Annotated in this window: 14 protein-coding genes; 10 read left to right on the forward strand and 4 right to left on the reverse strand. The window is 53.0% G+C overall.

Annotation, left to right across the window (positions count from 1 at the left end):
• Positions 1–39: 39 nt before the first annotated feature.
• Entirely contained in the window at positions 40–663 is a 624-nt protein-coding gene (gene rhtC, locus DUT67_RS01615; RefSeq protein WP_011095642.1) for a threonine export protein RhtC, read from the forward strand.
• Between the two features lie 70 nt (positions 664–733).
• Here the strand turns inward: rhtC and rhtB are convergent, their stop codons facing one another.
• Positions 734–1,354, reverse strand: a complete 621-nt coding sequence (gene rhtB / locus DUT67_RS01620; protein ID WP_113632674.1) for a homoserine/homoserine lactone efflux protein — start codon at positions 1,352–1,354, stop codon at positions 734–736.
• Between the two features lie 132 nt (positions 1,355–1,486).
• On the opposite strand from rhtB, the gene pldB reads away from it, so the two are divergent.
• Positions 1,487–2,524 (forward strand): lysophospholipase L2, encoded by a 1,038-nt coding sequence (gene pldB, locus DUT67_RS01625; protein ID WP_113632673.1) that lies wholly within the window; start codon positions 1,487–1,489, stop codon positions 2,522–2,524.
• 100 nt (positions 2,525–2,624) lie between these two features.
• Positions 2,625–3,425 (forward strand): sugar/pyridoxal phosphate phosphatase YigL, encoded by an 801-nt coding sequence (gene yigL, locus DUT67_RS01630; protein ID WP_048262871.1) that lies wholly within the window; start codon positions 2,625–2,627, stop codon positions 3,423–3,425.
• 178 nt (positions 3,426–3,603) lie between these two features.
• Here the strand turns inward: yigL and glpQ are convergent, their stop codons facing one another.
• A complete protein-coding gene (glpQ, locus tag DUT67_RS01635) occupies positions 3,604–4,689 on the reverse strand; it encodes a glycerophosphodiester phosphodiesterase (protein ID WP_113632672.1) in 1,086 nt (361 codons plus the stop codon).
• 75 nt (positions 4,690–4,764) lie between these two features.
• Positions 4,765–6,114: a glycerol-3-phosphate transporter gene (gene glpT, locus DUT67_RS01640; protein WP_048262867.1), complete on the reverse strand. Its 1,350-nt coding sequence runs from the start codon at positions 6,112–6,114 to the stop codon at positions 4,765–4,767.
• 320 nt (positions 6,115–6,434) lie between these two features.
• Between glpT and glpA the strand changes: the two genes are divergently transcribed.
• The 6 genes from glpA to gntR all read left to right on the forward strand — a co-directional run bounded on the left by glpA (position 6,435) and on the right by gntR (position 14,781).
• Positions 6,435–8,105, forward strand: coding sequence for an anaerobic glycerol-3-phosphate dehydrogenase subunit A (gene glpA, locus DUT67_RS01645; RefSeq protein ID WP_113632671.1), 1,671 nt, complete (start codon positions 6,435–6,437; stop codon positions 8,103–8,105).
• Positions 8,095–9,357 carry a glycerol-3-phosphate dehydrogenase subunit GlpB gene (gene glpB / locus DUT67_RS01650; RefSeq protein WP_113632670.1) on the forward strand — a complete coding sequence of 421 codons (1,263 nt, stop codon included), beginning with the start codon at positions 8,095–8,097 and terminating at the stop codon, positions 9,355–9,357. The genes glpA and glpB overlap by 11 nt, the downstream gene beginning before the upstream one ends.
• Entirely contained in the window at positions 9,354–10,565 is a 1,212-nt protein-coding gene (glpC, locus tag DUT67_RS01655; protein ID WP_048262862.1) for an anaerobic glycerol-3-phosphate dehydrogenase subunit GlpC, read from the forward strand. Before glpB ends, glpC begins: the two co-directional genes overlap by 4 nt.
• A 491-nt stretch (positions 10,566–11,056) precedes the next feature.
• Complete coding sequence (locus DUT67_RS01660; RefSeq protein WP_223254635.1) at positions 11,057–12,712, forward strand: alginate lyase family protein; 1,656 nt, start codon at positions 11,057–11,059, stop codon at positions 12,710–12,712.
• A gap of 212 nt (positions 12,713–12,924) precedes the next feature.
• The gene (locus DUT67_RS01665; RefSeq protein WP_113632668.1) at positions 12,925–13,620 is read left to right on the forward strand and encodes a pirin family protein; all 696 of its coding nucleotides are present in this window, start codon (positions 12,925–12,927) and stop codon (positions 13,618–13,620) included.
• Positions 13,621–13,785: 165 nt separating this feature from the next.
• The gene (gntR, locus tag DUT67_RS01670) at positions 13,786–14,781 is read left to right on the forward strand and encodes a gluconate operon transcriptional repressor GntR (RefSeq protein WP_113632707.1); all 996 of its coding nucleotides are present in this window, start codon (positions 13,786–13,788) and stop codon (positions 14,779–14,781) included.
• Positions 14,782–14,790: 9 nt separating this feature from the next.
• Here gntR and DUT67_RS01675 read toward each other — a convergent pair whose 3' ends face one another.
• Positions 14,791–15,303, reverse strand: a complete 513-nt coding sequence (locus DUT67_RS01675) for a gluconokinase (protein WP_113632667.1) — start codon at positions 15,301–15,303, stop codon at positions 14,791–14,793.
• 158 nt (positions 15,304–15,461) lie between these two features.
• On the opposite strand from DUT67_RS01675, the gene DUT67_RS01680 reads away from it, so the two are divergent.
• Positions 15,462–16,838, forward strand: coding sequence for a GntP family permease (locus tag DUT67_RS01680; RefSeq protein ID WP_011095629.1), 1,377 nt, complete (start codon positions 15,462–15,464; stop codon positions 16,836–16,838).
• Positions 16,839–17,102 lie beyond the last annotated feature (264 nt).

Raw genomic sequence — 17,102 nt, forward strand, 5'->3', positions numbered from 1 at the left:
TCGTCTTGTTTGATTGCATTTAAAAACAGGAAAACCAACATGCTGATGCTATTTCTGACGGTGGCGCTGGTGCATTTCATTGCGCTGATGAGCCCAGGGCCGGATTTCTTTTTCGTTTCACAAACCGCAGCTAGCCGGTCGCGCCGTGAAGCGATGATGGGCGTGTTGGGCATTTCTCTGGGTGTGGTGGTCTGGGCGGCTATCGCGCTGTTGGGGCTACACCTGCTGTTGCAAAAAATGGCCTGGCTGCATACGGCAATTACCGTCGGTGGTGGGCTGTATCTGTGCTGGATGGGCTGGCAGATGCTGCGCTCCGCGCGGAGTAAAGCACAGTTGGAAACCACGCAGGAAACGGCGGTTGTGCTGCCGCAGCGCGGTAAAACCTTTATGCGTGGATTATTGACGAATCTGGCGAACCCAAAAGCACTGATCTACTTCGGCAGCGTGTTTTCACTGTTTGTCGGCGACAGCGTTGGCAGCGGTGCGCGTTGGGGCTTGTTTGCGCTGATCTCGATTGAAACGCTGTTGTGGTTCAGTCTGGTCGCAATCGTGTTCGCACTACCTACCATGCGCCGTGGCTATCAGCGTCTGGCGAAGTGGGTGGATGGCGTGGCGGGCGTATTGTTTACCGGTTTCGGTTTACACCTGATCTTCTCTCGCTAACCTTTCCCCCAGAGCATTTCCGGTGGAGAAATAAAAGCGCGCTGTGATTCGACACGGCGCGCTGTCTTCATCAGGCCTTTCTCGCTGTGGCGAGTAACGCGCCGACCAGCACGAACAGCGATCCAAATATCCGGTTGAGTGTCTTCATCTGCCGTGGGCCTTTCAGCCACCCAGCGATACGCGTGGCTAGCGTAGCGTAACCAATCATCACGATAATATCGACAACAACGGTGGTGATACCCAACACCAAATACTGTGCGGCCTGCGGCTGGTGAGGGATAATAAATTGTGGGAACAGCGCAGCCAGAAACACAATGCTTTTTGGGTTGGTCAGGTTCACCAATATCGCACGTTTAAAGAGTTTGCGACGCGGCATCGCGCTGGCGAGCGCCTGAAGGTCGAGTGCCCCGGCGGCACGCCACTGCTGAATCCCTAGCCAAATCAGATAAGCCGCGCCCAGCCATTTCAGCACATCGAAAGCCAGCATAGACTGGTTAAGCAACGCGCCTAACCCAATGCCGACCAGCACGATATGAATAGCCAGCCCAACCTGTAAACCACAGATTGAAGCTGCCGCGCCGCGATAGCCGTGACTAATCCCCGTACTCATGGTGTTGATGGCCCCCGAACCGGGTGACAGGCTGAGAATAAGTGTTGTGAGTAAGTAGGTTAACCACCAATCCAATGTCATGAAATCCTGCTCCTGAATCACGTTCTGTATTACGAGAGTCTGTCTGTTTTTTATGTCACAATACGCTCGTGATCCACCGCTTGTCATGTTCTTCCGCTAGCTTTGTTTTCCCTGTGTCACCGGAGAGGTGTGATGATTCAACGCCGCAATACGTTGTTTACGTCGGAACGGTTAACACCTGAATCGTTAACGGCAGGCCTGTTAACGCGAGAAGCGCAGTTTGCCGCTTTTGCTACCGGAGAATTACTAGATTTCTGGCGTCAGCGCGAAGAGGGCGAATTCTCTGGCGTGGATGATGTGCCGATCCGGTTTGTTCGCTTTACCGCGCCGCAGCACGACAAAATTGTCGTGGTTTTTTCTGGCCGCATCGAAAGTTACGTCAAATATAGCGAAGTGGCGTATGACCTCTTTCATTGCGGCTATGATGTGCTCATCATGGATCACCGTGGGCAAGGGCGGTCTGGGCGGGTGCTGCAAGATGGCCATCGCGGACACGTGCAGCGCTTCAGTGATTATGTCGATGATGCTGAAACGCTGTGCCAGCAGCACATTGAACCTACGCGATATACCCGCCGGTTTGCGCTGGCGCATTCCATGGGCGGCGCGATTTTGGCACAGCTTTTGGTTCGCCAACCTGAGATGTTTGATGCGGCGGCGCTGTGTGCGCCGATGTTCGGCATTCGTTTACCGCTTCCTCATTGCGTGGCCGAGTGGATCGTCGATTGGGCGGAACGTCGTCCAGCGATACGTGATTATTACGCTATAGGCACGGGACAGTGGCGTCCTCTGCCTTACCGAATGAATGTGCTGACGCACAGCCGCGAACGCTACCAGCGTAGTATTCGATTTTACGCGGATTCGCCAGATTTGCGTGTTGGTGGCCCTACTTACCACTGGGTGCGTGAGGCGATACAGGCTGGGAAACAGCTGCTGGCACAGGCCAGCGCCGTGACGACGCCGCTTCTGCTGCTACAGGCGGAAGAGGAGCGCGTGGTGGATAATCGCAGTCAGAATGCGTTTTGCCAGACACTGACTCAGAGCGGTGATGCCAATTCGAACGGCGTTTTGCAGGTTATCCACGGCGCGCGGCATGAAATTCTATTTGAGACGGATAGTCTCCGCGCTCATGCATTTGCGCTGATTTTTGCGCACTTTGCGCGCTATCATTAATTTTAGACTGTTGGCAAATCGCTCAACGGATACTGCCAGCAACCTCGTTCATTTTTTGCGGCGCGTGCCGCCAATACACCAGAAGTGAGATCTCATCGTTATGTACCATGTCGTTGCTTCCGATTTAGATGGCACACTGCTGTCACCTGACCACTCGCTGTCCCCGTATGCGAAAGAAACCCTCAGGCTGCTGACGGAGAAAGGGATTCACTTTGTGTTCGCGACCGGACGGCATCACATGGATGTCGCGCAAATCCGCGATAATCTCGGTATCAGCGCGTTTATGATTACCTCGAATGGCGCGCGCGTACACAACTCGCAGGGCGAGCTGATTTTCAGTCACAATCTGGATCAGGATATTGCCCGCGACCTTTACAGCATTGTGCACACTAACCCCGATATGCTGACGCACGTGTACCGTGATGACGAATGGTTTATGAACCGTCCGCGTGCGGAAGAAGAGCGTTTCTTCAAAGAGTCGATCTTTAAATACAAGCTGTTCGAGCCTGCACTGCTTGAGACCGATGGCGTTAGCAAGGTGTTCTTTACCTGCGATTCTCATGAACAGCTGCTTCCGTTTGAAGAAGCGATCAACGCGCGTTGGGGCGACCGCGTCAACGTGAGTTTTTCGACCCTCACTTGTCTGGAAGTGATGGCAGGCGGCGTGTCTAAAGGCCATGCGCTGGAGCAGGTAGCGAAGATTATCGGCTTCTCGCTCAAAGAGTGCGTAGCGTTTGGCGATGGCATGAACGACTACGAAATGTTGTCGATGGCCGGGAAAGGCTGCGTCATGGAGAACGCGCATCAGCGCTTGAAAGATTTGCTACCGGATCGCGAAGTAATTGGTTCTAATGCAGACAGTGCGGTGCCGAATTACCTGCGGGAATTGTTTCTGAAGTAAGCGGTGCATTATTGAAACGATGTATCATCGGGCACGCGATGCCCGATGATAACTTTGAACTTCAGCGCTCGTTTGAGGATCGAGATACCGAGGGCGACCACGGTGCGAGGCATCCCTGCGGGAGCCTCATCATCGTGTTTCCCTCTAAATCCATGCTTAAGTGACCAGCATGATAACTTCAGCGCGGCTTTTTCAGAAAATCGACTGCTTTGTCGGGAAAATCGGTAAACAGGCCGTCAACGTCCGCCTGATAGTAGAGAATGTCATAGAGCTGATCGATATCTTTGGCGTACGTCGGTAGCCTGTCGGCTCTTGCCGTAAACGGGTGCACCTGAAGTTTGTGCTGATGGGCTTCCTTCACCATATCGGTAAAGGTGATGTTGCCAGGCGTCGACCCTTTTTGAACTAGCATGTGGTAGTCCGGGCCGATACCGTCGGCATAGGTCGCAATCTGTTTCATTGCACCGGGCTTTTGCATCCAATCGTAGTTGTAATTCACCCACGCCCCATCGGCCTGTTTTTCGTAGGTTTCATGCCAGTCGGTATAGGCGACCAGTTGAATCAGATTCAGATCCATCTTCATCTGTGGCTGTAATTCGGTTTTGATGCGCTTTAACTCTGCAACATCAAACGATTGCAGGAAGACCTTATCGCTTTTCTCCGTATAGCCATACTGCTTCAGCACGGTCAGCGTTTCGCGTGCGATGTCTTTCCCTTCCTGATGGTGAAACCACGGTGCTTTGATTTCAGGATAGAGGCCGATGTTCTTGCCAGTTGAGTGGTTCATACCCTGAATAAATTCAATCTCTTCCTGAAAGGTATGAATGCGGAAGTCGGATTTCCACATCGGGAAACGGTTTGGGTAGCTCTGTACCTGCTTGCCGTCTTTGATGTCGAACCCTTCGGTGAATTTCAGTGATTTGATCTCTTTCAGCGTAAAGTCGATAGCGTAAAAACGTCCATCTTTGCGGGCACGCTGTGGGAAACGTTCTGCCACATCGGTAACGCGATCCAGATAGTGATCGTGCAGGACAATAAGCGCGTTATCTTTAGTGAGTACCAAATCCTGTTCCAGATAATCGGCACCCTGAGCGTAGGCCATCGCCTTCGCCGGAAGCGTATGCTCAGGCAGATAACCGCTGGCACCACGGTGGGCAATGACAATTTTATCGGTTGATGAAGCGGAAGTGTCGGCGTTACTAGAAGCACTAAAGGAAACGGAGAGCGCGAGGGCGGAGATCAGAGATGTTACGGTAACGTTCATGCGATCAAACCTCTTTCTGTTGAGAGAAAGGCGGCGTCATCAGGACGCCGCCAGAGGGATGCTTACAAGAGCGGGTTAGGCGCGATTGGCTAACTCTGCTTTATGTTTTTTCTCATTCAGCATAACAACAATCAACAGAAGCACAGCCATAATGCTGCCGCCAATCATCACCATGAAGCCGCCGTCCCAACCGAAGAAGTCAACGGTGTAGCCGACGATGGCGCTGGCGGCAACGGAGCCACCGAGGTAGCCGAACAGACCGGTGAAGCCTGCCGCTGTGCCTGCCGCTTTCTTCGGTGCCAGTTCCAGCGCGTGCAGACCGATAAGCATAACCGGTCCGTAAATCAGGAAGCCGATGACGATCATACATGCCATATCCACACCCGGATTACCGGCTGGGTTCATCCAGTAAACGATGGTGGCGATGGTAACGAGTACCATGAAGAATACGCCCGTTGCACCACGGTTACCTTTGAACACCTTATCAGACATCCAGCCGCACAGCAGCGTGCCCGGAATACCCGCGTATTCATACAGGAAGTACGCCCAGGACGATTTATCCAGTGCGAAGTGTTTAACTTCTTTCAGGTAAGTCGGTGACCAGTCGAGGATGCCGTAACGCAGCAGGTAAACGAAGACGTTGGCGATAGCGATGTACCACAACAGTTTGTTCGGGAAAACGTACTGCATGAAGATCTGCTTAGCTGTCAGTTCTTCTTCGTCTTTTTCATTGTAATCAACCGGATAGTCGTTTTTGTACTCTTCAACTGACGGTAGGCCACAGGATTGCGGGGTATCACGCATTAAGGCAAATGCGATGAGTGCAACCAGAATGGCGGCGAAAGCAGGCATGTAGAGTGCTGCTTTCCAGTCGTTAAACCAGGCCATACCCAGTAGGAAGAGCAGAGGTGGAAGCCCGCCGCCGACGTTATGCGCGCAGTTCCATACGGACACGATGCCACCACGTTCTTTCTGTGACCACCAGTGAACCATAGTACGTCCGCACGGTGGCCAGCCCATACCCTGGAACCAGCCGCACAGGAACAGCAGGACGAACATGACGGCAATGCTGGAGGTTGCCCACGGTACAAAACCCATGAACAGCATGACGGCAGCCGCCAAAATTAGACCAGCAGGCAGGAAAACCCGTGGGTTTGAACGGTCAGAGACCGAACCCATGATGAATTTGGAAAAACCGTAGGCGATGGAGATGCCGGACAGTGCAAAGCCAAGGTCACCGCGCGAGAAGCCCTGTTCAATCAGATAAGGCATCGCCAAGGTGAAGTTTTTGCGTACCAGATAGTAGGCGGCGTAGCCAAAAAAGATCCCCATGAAAATCTGCCAACGCAGGCGACGATAGAGCGGATCGACGTGATCTTGCGACACGCGTGGCTGGTGGGCGGCGGGCCTAAAAATACTCAGCATAGATATCTCCAATGCGAAAAAAAACGATAGCTTTTTTGTTCTATTACGAACGTTATTGTAAGGGGCTAGCGTACAAATGAGTGTGATTCATGACGCTAATGTTACACTTTTATGAAACTGTGACGATTTTTGCGCTCATGTTAACAGAATCGGAAAATTCCACAGTGTGGTTTTAGTGACCCAAATCACACTTATTGTTTTTAAACTCCCCTTTGCTTTCGTTTAGTGTTCGTTTTTGCTCTTTATCAAACATTAACCCTTCTTTTTGTGTCCCAATAGCAACATACATACCCTCTATATCCTCCGCCTGGAGCGAGAATATGAAGCAAAACACTGGGAACTGGCGTGAAACTGACGTGGTTGTCATTGGCGGTGGTGCGACGGGCGCGGGTACAGCACGGGACTGTGCCCTGCGCGGACTGCGCTGCCTGTTACTTGAACGTTATGATATTGCGACCGGTGCGACCGGGCGTAATCACGGCTTATTACACAGCGGCGCCCGTTATGCAGTGACGGATGGTGAATCTGCCCGCGAATGTATTGAAGAGAACCAAATTCTTCGGCGGATCGCCCGGCACTGTATTGAGCCTACCGACGGTCTGTTTATCACCTTGCCGGAAGACGATCTTGGCTGGCAGGCGCAGTTTATTACCGCTTGTCAGCAGGCTGGGATTGGCGCGCAGGCGCTGGATCCGCAGGAAGCGCTGCGGCTGGAACCCGCAGCAAACCCGACACTGATTGGCGCGGTGCGCGTGCCGGATGGCTCTGTAGATCCTTTTCGCCTGACAGCGGCCAACATGATTGATGCCTGTGAGCACGGCGCGGAAGTGTTGACCTATCATGAGGTCATCGGGCTGATTCGTCAGGGTGACCGTATTACCGGCGTGCGCGTTTTCGACCATAAAAAAGGTGTAGAAACAGAAATATACGCGCAGGTGGTGGTTAATGCTGGCGGTATCTGGGGGCAGCACATTGCAGAATATGCCGATCTGCGCGTGCGCATGTTCCCGGCAAAGGGCGCGCTGCTGATTCTTGGGCACCGCATCAACAACATGGTGATCAACCGTTGTCGCAAACCGGCAGATGCCGACATTCTGGTGCCGGGCGATACCATTTCGCTGATTGGCACCACCTCAACCCACATCGACTACGATCAGATCGACAATATGCTGGTGACGCCTGCTGAAGTGGAAACGCTGATGCGGGAAGGTTCGATGCTGGCTCCCTCTCTGGCAAGTACGCGAATTCTACGCGCCTATGCGGGCGTCCGACCGCTGGTTGCCAACGATAGCGATCCCAGCGGGCGTAGCGTGAGTCGCGGCATTGTGCTGCTCGACCATGCTAGCCGCGACGGGCTGGAAGGTTTTATTACCATCACTGGCGGCAAGCTGATGACCTATCGCCTGATGGCGGAATGGGTGACGGACGCTATCTGCAAAAAGCTGAGTCATGACGTCGCCTGTTCGACGGCGCAGACGCCGTTACCCGGTTCTGAATCGCTGAATGAAGTGAAAACCGCCCCCCACGCTCTGTCAGCGTATCCCGCGGCAAAACCGCTCTCTGCGCCGCTACGTGGTTCGGCGATCTATCGCCACGGTGAACGCGCTGGGCGAATGCTGTCCGGTGAACGTCTGGACCGCAGTCTGGTGTGCGAATGTGAGGCCGTGACGGCGGGAGAAGTGCGCTACGCCGTGGAATCGTTGCAGGTTAATAACCTGATTGATTTACGTCGGCGTACTCGTGTTGGCATGGGCACCTGTCAGGGGGAGCTGTGCGCCTGCCGTGCGGCAGGTCTGCTGTGCCGTCTGGGCACCGCGACGCCGGAGCAGTCGCTTACGCAGCTCAGCCAGTTTTTGAACGAACGCTGGAAAGGCATTCGCCCCATCGCGTGGGGTAATGCGCTGCGCGAAAGCGAGTTTACCAGCTGGATTTATCAGGGATTGTGCGGCTTGACAGCCAGCGACAGTCAGGAGGATCGTCATGCGCTATGACGTTGTGATTATTGGCGGCGGACTGGCAGGGCTGACCTGCGGTATCCGCTTGGCAGAACAGGGAAAACGCTGCGCGATTGTCAGCGCTGGGCAGAATGCACTGCACTTTTCTTCCGGTGCGCTGGATTTGCTTTCTCATCTCCCTGACGGGCAGCCCGTTAGCCAGGCGCTCGATGCGCTGGACGAGCTGGCGCGTCAGGCACCTCATCACCCTTATTCTCGTATGGGGGCGTCGGCAGTTGCCGCACTGTTACCACAGGTTGAGGCGTTGTTGGAACGCAGCAATATCTCCCTGTTGGGCAATCATCAGCAGAACCACTGGCGTATGACGCCGTTAGGTAAGTTTCGTGCATGCTGGCTAAGCCCGGTTGACGGTGTCACGCGTGGCCTGCCGAATTCCCATTTTGGTGACAATCCGCTCATTGCCGGTATTGAGGGCTTTCTGGATTTTCAGTCCCGAATTGTGGCTGGCAGGCTTCAGACGCAGGGTATCGCGGCACGTAGTGATGAACTCAAACTGCCCGTGCTGGATCGGTTGCGTCAAAACCCTAGCGAATTCCGCGCGGTAAATATTGCCCGCGTGCTGGATCGACCAGAAAACCGCGCGGCGCTGGTGGAAGAGCTATCGCTTCTGGCTAACGGTAACGATGCCATCATCATGCCAGCCTGTCTGGGATTGGACAGCCCTGAGATCGTGCGTGAACTCGCTGCTGCGTTAGGTAAACCGGTGCTGCTGTTACCGACATTACCGCCGTCAGTACTCGGGTTACGTTTGCATCAGGCACTGTCACAGCGTTTTCGCCAATTGGGTGGCATGGTGATGCCGGGCGATCGCGCGGTGCGTGCTTCGCTGTCTCCGCAAGAAATTGCGATTCATAGCCACCATCACCGCGATATTCCGCTGCGTGCGAAACACGCGGTGCTGGCGAGCGGTAGCTTCTTCAGTAACGGGCTAGTGACACAGTTCGATCGGGTAACTGAACCGGTCTTTGGGCTAGACATTCGGTTTGCTGAGCAGCGCGAGGGCTGGAGCCAGCAGGATGTGTTTGCACCGCAGCCCTATATGCAATTTGGTGCGATCGTCGATGAACACCTGCATCCGCGTATCGCGGGTGAGACGGTCAACAATCTGTACGCGATTGGCGCAGTGCTGGAAGGTTTCGACCCGATTGTGCAGGGATGTGGGGCTGGCGTTTCCTTACTCAGCGCGCTCCATGTTGCCGAACAGATCCTGAAGGAGGGCAACCCATGAGCCTGCTTAGCGATAACAGTTTTGAAGATTGCATTAAATGTACGGTCTGTACCACGTATTGTCCGGTTTCGCGCGTGAATCCGCTTTACCCTGGCCCGAAACAGGCTGGGCCGGACGGTGAACGCCTGCGCCGCAAAGATCCAGCGCTGTACGACGATGCGCTGAAATACTGCACCAACTGCAAACGCTGTGAGGTCGCGTGCCCATCGGATGTCAAAATTGGCGACATTATTCAGCGTGCAAAAGCGACGCACAGTAATCATAAGCCAACGTTGCGCGACGCGATTCTGAGCCATACCGACTTCATGGGATCGATTGCCACGCCGTTTGCGCCGCTGGTCAATACGGCTACCAGCCTGAAACCGGTGCGCCAACTGCTGGATAAGGCGTTGAAAATCGACCATCGTCGCCAACTGCCGAAATACTCGTTCGGTACCTTTCGGCGCTGGTATCGTCAGCAGGCAGCAAAGCAGCAGGCTTATGATGAGCAAGTCGCTTATTTCCACGGCTGTTATGTGAACTACAACCATCCACAATTGGGTAAGGATCTGGTTCAGGTCTTTAATGCGATGGGCATTGGCGTTCAGTTGCTGAATAAAGAGAAATGCTGTGGTGTGCCGCTGATCGCCAATGGTTTTCACGACAAAGCCAGAAAGCAGGCGCACGCGAATATCAAATCACTGGATGAGGCGATCAATCAGAAATCCTTGCCCGTAGTCGCGACGTCATCCAGCTGTACGTTCACGCTGCGGGACGAGTATCCACATCTGCTGGGTGTGGACAACGGCCACGTGCGTGATGGTATCGAACTGGTGACGCGTCAGCTCTATCGCCTGCTGGAAGAAGAAGGGCGAACGCTACCTCTGCGTAAATTGCCGCTGCGGGTGGCATATCACACACCTTGCCACTTGGAACGGATGGGCTGGACGGCGTATACCCTAGCGCTGCTGCAACGTATCCCCGGTCTTGAACTGGTAATGCTGGATTCCCAGTGCTGCGGTATTGCGGGTACTTACGGCTTCAAGAAAGAGAATTATGCCACGTCGCAGGGCATTGGCGCTCCGCTGTTCCAGCAGATTGAAGAGAGCGGCGTCGATATCGTGGTGACGGACTGCGAAACCTGTAAATGGCAGATTGAGATGTCGACCAGCAAACGGTGTGAGCACCCGATCACGCTGCTGGCGAGGTCATTAGCGCAGCCAGAGTAAACCGCAAAAAAGGAAGCAAAAACGGGGCGTTCCTGCGTCCGTATTGAGAATAAGAATTTATCGCAAAAAGCACTTTACAAGTGCGAATGATAATGATTATTATTGCTGTGCGTTCTGGGGAACGATGTCATGTACCTGTGTTAATGATGAATTGTTTAACGATGATTTGTTAAGGGTGTTCACGACGATCCGGCTTCCCTGTGAAGGCACGACATTGCTCACATTGCTTCCAGTATTATTTAGCCAGCTCGGGTGCTGGCTTTTTTTTGCCTGTCGAACAACGCCCCCAGACAGACAACCCTGCTTTGATCTTCCGAAACCCCTTGCCTTGATTCCATCGCTATCAATTATTCTCTGGTGTCGAACCGATACATCGTGCTGGCGATTGCCCTGCTGCGCGATTATTGATGATACTGTCTTGGAAAAATGGACTGGTGTCGCTTCGGCATAGACATCTATTGATAAAAGGGAAACGGTGTATGGATATCTGCATGAGTAGGAAAAAAAGTGTATTTGTCTTAATAATGATGTTGTTGAGTCTGTTTTTAGGCGGACTAACTGTGAGCCACGCTGCGGCGAATGATAAAGCGTTCCTGCACCCAGGTATGCTTTATACGCAAGCCGATTTGGAGCGGATGAAGGCAGGGGTCAATAATAAGCAGGAACCTTGGTACCCAGATTGGCAACTGCTGCAATCTCACTATTTGGCAGGCTCCACTTATTCGGTCACGTCTAAAGCGGTGGTATACCGAAACGACCCCACAAATGGAAGTGCGGGAAATGGCGAATTACAGAATAGTGCTTCAGCCGCATTGTCCCTCGCAATTGAATGGGCGATTACCAAAAATCCCGCTTATGCTAATGCGGCGATAAAAATTCTTAACGGCTGGTCAGCAACATTAACGGAAATTAAGGGCAACGACGCACAACTTGCCGCCAGCCTTTATGGCTATAAATTGCTTAATGCGGCTGAAATTTTACGCTATAGCGGCAGCGGTTGGTCATCGGCTGATATTGCGCAGTTTAGTAAAATGATGACCAACGTATTTTACCCATTAACCAAAACGTATGGTCAGGTGAATGGCGGTTGGGCGAATGGCAATTGGGATGCAGCCGACACGGTATTTAACTTGAGCTTAGGTGTCTGGCTGAGCGATTCTGAAATATATGACAATGCCGTAACTTACTTTAAACAGGGTGAAGGCAACGGTTCGGTTATCCATTATGTACAAAATGATAATGGGCAACTGCAGGAGAGTGGTCGGGATCAGGCGCATGCGCAAGGGGGGTTAGGCTTATTAGTGATGGCCGCACAGATTGGCTATAACCAGCGTCAATATCACACTAATGGCGCAGAGATGGTGAGCTACCCGAATAATAGCTATCCACTCGTTAAGGCGGCGGAGTATACAGCGAAATATAACTTGGGATATACGGTTCCCTATACGCCGATTCCTGGTAAAGGTTATACGCTTGCTGATATGGGAAAAGGACGTTCATGGATCTCCGGCCTGACTATCTCTTCTGCGTTTCGTGGCGAGTTCAGACCAATATATCGGGGGATTCTCAGCTTATTTACTGCTGCCGGCGTTGCTGAAACCAAGCTACCGTACACGAAAGAAGTCATTAGCCGTATGCCGATAGGGAAATTCTATTTTGACCATCCTTCCTATGAAGGATTAATTAATGCCATGAATTCTTCTTCATCAAGCAATATGTATATTGTGTTGCAGTCCGTCAGTAAATCTCTGAATAAGGATAACACGGGAACGCTGGCTGCCGTCACCGGTGCTTCCGCGCCAATTGCCGTGAATGGGGTCAATCCGTCGGTAAATAGTGGGATTCAGGCTGTTTACATTAATCAGAATAGATTCGCTTTTCGTTCGATACAGACGGGTAAATATATTTCTGTCTCCTCTGATGGGCGTTTATTTGCGTCTGCTGACAATGTGACCGACAGCGAGTCATTTATTTATACCGATTCTGGTAATGGCAACGGTACATTGCTTGCTCTGTCTAATCGTCGCTATGTTGTAATGAATGCGGATACCTATCAACTTTCAGCGACCGGAACCAGCGTTAACAATGATAATGGTCGGTGGACTATGTTATATCCCGACCCGACAGCGGTAGGTGTTGTTAAGTAATCATCAAACACGGAACTGGAGTTAATCTTTGGTTCCGTGCGAAATTGTTCCATATACAATTTTTCCATACAAATGAATGAGTGTGTGTTGTACCCCATTCCCCAATGCAGCATCCCGTTCTGATTTTTCGAACAGAGCGGTGAGTTTTTTGCGCTATCTTATTTTCCGCTGCCCGTTACACTTTCCTTATCAGAAACGCAGGAGGAAAGAACATGATCTATTTACGTCAAGCGCAAGATCGCGGACATGCTAATCACGGCTGGCTCGACAGCTGGCATACATTCTCATTCGCCGATTATTACGATCCTGATTTTATGGGATTCTCAGCACTGCGCGTTATTAACGAAGACTTTATCGAAGGTGGTCAGGGCTTTGGCACGCACCCGCATAAAGATATGGAAATTCTGACCTATGTTTTATCCGGTGCGGTTGAGCATCAGGACAGCATGGGAAATAAAGAGCAGGTGCCAGCGGGCGAATTCCAGATTATGAGCGCGGGAACGGGCATTCGTCACTCTGAGTACAATGCCAGCAAGGATGAACAGTTGCACCTGTATCAAATCTGGATTATCCCGGAAAAAACCGGGCTGACGCCGCGCTACGAGCAGAAGCGTTTTGATGTGCTTCAAGGTCGCCAACTGGTGCTCTCTCCAGATGCGCGTGAAGGCTCTCTGAAAGTCTTTCAGGACATGACGCTGTGGCGCTGGGCGCTGAAAGCGCAGGAACAGGCGGAGTATCAGATTCCGGCCGATCGTCGCGTTTGGGTTCAAGTGGTGCGTGGTAGTGTAGAGATTAACGGCCAGAAAGCCGAAACCAGTGATGCATTTGCGGTCTGGGATGAAACGGCTATTTCCGTACACGCCAGCGAAGACAGTGAAATTCTGTTGTTTGATTTACCGCCGGTATAACGACGGCGAAGGAATAACGGATAAGCCCGCGTAGGAAAGAACGCGGGCTTTTTATTCTCTTAAAAGCTTCACGCTATCCTTTAGATTCTGTCCCTTTGCCTTTACTTTCTTTACGTTTTTTTTGCTAGACTTAGGGCACTGTTTTTCAGACGCTTTTAGTCGATGATGAAGAAAAAAAGACCCGTTCTCCAGGATGTTGCCGATCGCGTTGGGATTACCAAAATGACGGTAAGCCGCTATTTGCGTAATCCCGCTCAGGTGTCAGCCGCGTTGCAGGAAAAGATCGCCATTGCGTTGGATGAGCTGGGCTACATCCCTAATCTCGCACCCAATATGCTCGCCAGCTCGACCAGTCGGGCGATTGGCGTACTGCTGCCATCATTAACCAATCAGGTTTTCGCCGAGGTACTGCGTGGGATTGAACGCACGGCAGAAGCGCACGGTTACCAGACCATGCTGGCGCACTATGGCTACCATCCTGACAAAGAAGAGCAGCGTCTGACCTCACTGCTGTCGTATCACATTGACGGGCTTATTCTGGCTGAGCGCACCCACACGCCGCGAACGCGTCAGATGCTGGACGTCGCCGGTATTCCGGTGGTGGAGCTGATGGATTCCGTTTCACCCTGTCTGGATATGGCTGTCGGATTTGATAACGTCGAAGCCGCGCGACAGATGACGTTGCGTATGGTCGCACTGGGGCATCGTCATATTGTCTATCTCGGCGCGCGACAGGATGAGCGTACGATTATGCGCTGTCGCGGCTACGAGCAGGCGATGTGGGAAAGCAATCTCAAAAGTTATTGCGTGATGAGTGAGCGGGCCTCTTCCTATTCACTTGGCGGTGAGCTACTGCGGCAGACGCAGGCGGAATACCCGCAGGTCGATAGCGTGTTTTGCACCAATGACGACTTAGCCGTCGGCGCGATGTTTGAATGCCAGCGGCAGGGGCTACGCGTGCCGGAAGACATCGGCGTCGCTGGTTTCCACGGGCACGATATCGGGCAGGCGATGGTGCCGAAGCTGGCTAGCGTACTGACGCCGCGTGAACACATGGGACGCGTCGGCACCGAGCGCCTGCTGGCCCGCCTGCGAGGCGAGCCGGTGGAGCTGGAAATGGTCGATGTCGGCTTTACCGTGCTGGACGGCGAAAGCCTCTAAGCCTTGGCGTTAGCCTGCTGCGCGCAGTGCTTCAACGCAGCGCTGCACCACATCTTCTCGAGTGCCGTCAATATCGACCTTCAGGACATCCGGCTCATCGCTGCCCGGTTCTTCCAGCGCATCGAACTGGCTTTTCAGCAGGTCTGTCGGCATGAAGTGTCCTGCTCTGGCTTTGTGACGCTCCAGAACCAGTTCAAAGCTGCCTTTCAAATAGATAAACACCATCTTTTCGTTCCCTTCGCGCAGGCGGTCGCGGTAGCGCTTTTTCAGCGCGGAACAGACGATGATGCCAGTCTCGTTTTTGTGCGCCAGGCTGTAGGCGACATCGCTGAGCCGCTCCAGCCACGGTGCGCGGTCGTCATCATTCAACGGCGTACCGCTGCCCATTTTCTGGATATTGGCGCGCGGGTGCAGATCGTCGCCATCAATAAATTTTGCCTGAATGGCGCGGCCAAGTTCAGCGCCAACTGAGGATTTTCCACTGCCTGATACGCCCATCAGAATAATGCTTCGACCTGACATAATTTGATCTCTATCGCAAACTGTAAATTAAATGATACTTAATGGTTCCAGACTTTAACATGTTACCCGTATCATGTTACCGGTATCAAATGATGATGTGATACACCTCACAAACAATCAGCCAATCCAGACTGGGTGCCCTAAAGAGATTATTAACGATGACAGAAATAACATCCGCTTATAGCGCCAGTGTGCTATTAACCATTGCCGCAGGTTCGGTCGCACTGTTACTGGTGCTGATTATGCGCTTCCGTGTCCACGCATTCCTAGCGTTGACGCTGGTGAGTTTGATCACGGCGCTGGCGACAAAAACGCCTTTCGAGAAACTCGTTCCTACGTTGCTCAGTGGTTTCGGCAGCACGTTGGCATCTGTTGCCCTGTTGGTTGGTCTGGGGGCAATGATTGGCCGCCTGTTGGAAGTTACCGGTGGTGCGAATGTGCTGGCGGATACGCTAATTAATAAATTTGGTGAGAAACGCGCGCCTTTCGCGCTGGGTCTTGCCTCTCTGCTGTTCGGCTTCCCGATCTTTTTCGACGCTGGGCTGATCGTGATGTTGCCGATTATTTTCAGCGTGGCGAAACGCTTTGGCGGTTCAACGTTGACCTATGCGTTCCCAGCGGCGGGTGCCTTTGCCGTTATGCACGCCTTGCTGCCGCCACATCCCGGCCCGGTTGCTGCCAGTGAATTGCTGGGTGCCAACATTGGTCTGCTGGTGTTGGTGGGTGCCGTGATTGCTTTCCCCACCTGGTATTTTGGCGGTTATCTGTTCGGCCTGTGGGCGGGTAAAAAATTCCATTTACCGTTGCCGTCAACCTTCCTGACTGAAGTCAAAGCGGATGAGCAGCATACGCCGCCTCCGTTCAGTGTGGTGATGTGGGTGCTGTTGCTGCCGCTGATCCTGATTTTCCTCGATACGGGATTGAACACCCTGACGGTAATGGGCGTCATCAGTGGTGATAGCAGTCTGGTGCAGTTCCTGCGAATGCTGGGGAAAACGCCGGTTGCGCTGCTGATTACCGTCTTGTTTGCCATGATTATGTTTAGCGGCCAGCATAGCCGTAGACACCTTGAGAAGATCTGTGAAGGCGCACTGGGGCCAGTTTGCTCGATTATTTTGGTAACCGGTGCGGGCGGTATGTTCGGTGGTGTTCTACGTTCTAGCGGTATTGGCGACGCGCTGTCTGGCGTGTTGGCAGATACCGGTATGCCAGTGATTGTGGCCGCGTTTGTGGTCTCTGCGGCACTGCGTGTCGCGCAGGGCTCGGCAACGGTGGCATTGACGACCACAGCGGCGCTGATGGCGCCTGCGGTTGCGGCGACCCCTGGCCTGAGCCAGTTCGATCTCTGCTTTATTGTGGTGGCGATTGCGGGTGGTGCGACCGTGCTGTCGCATGTGAATGACTCAGGCTTCTGGCTGGTTGGCCGTTTCCTCGAAATGGATGAGAAAACGACTCTGAAAACCTGGACGGTGATGGAAACGCTGCTCGGCACCATCGCGTTCCTGATCGCGTTAGTGGGGAGTATTTTCCTCTAATGTGTTTAACCCTCCTTGTACAAGGGAAGGGTTTGACATTAATCCGGCGTAAAAATTATGCAGCGGTGATCATGAGCACCGAGTGAGCGACAGGACGTCGCGAAAGCCAGTGCCGCGTATGGAACGCGTCACTGGCGGCTCGAAGGGGGGTCATGAACGCCGATGGCACCGCGTAGCGGTATGATTTAGCCGGAAGCCTGGGTTCGCAGGGCGGCGGCGACTGAGCGCCCTGCGTCGGGCGCGTGCTACGGGGTAGCATGGAAA

The organism is Pectobacterium peruviense, assembly GCF_003312355.2.
Taxonomy (GTDB): domain Bacteria; phylum Pseudomonadota; class Gammaproteobacteria; order Enterobacterales; family Enterobacteriaceae; genus Pectobacterium; species Pectobacterium peruviense.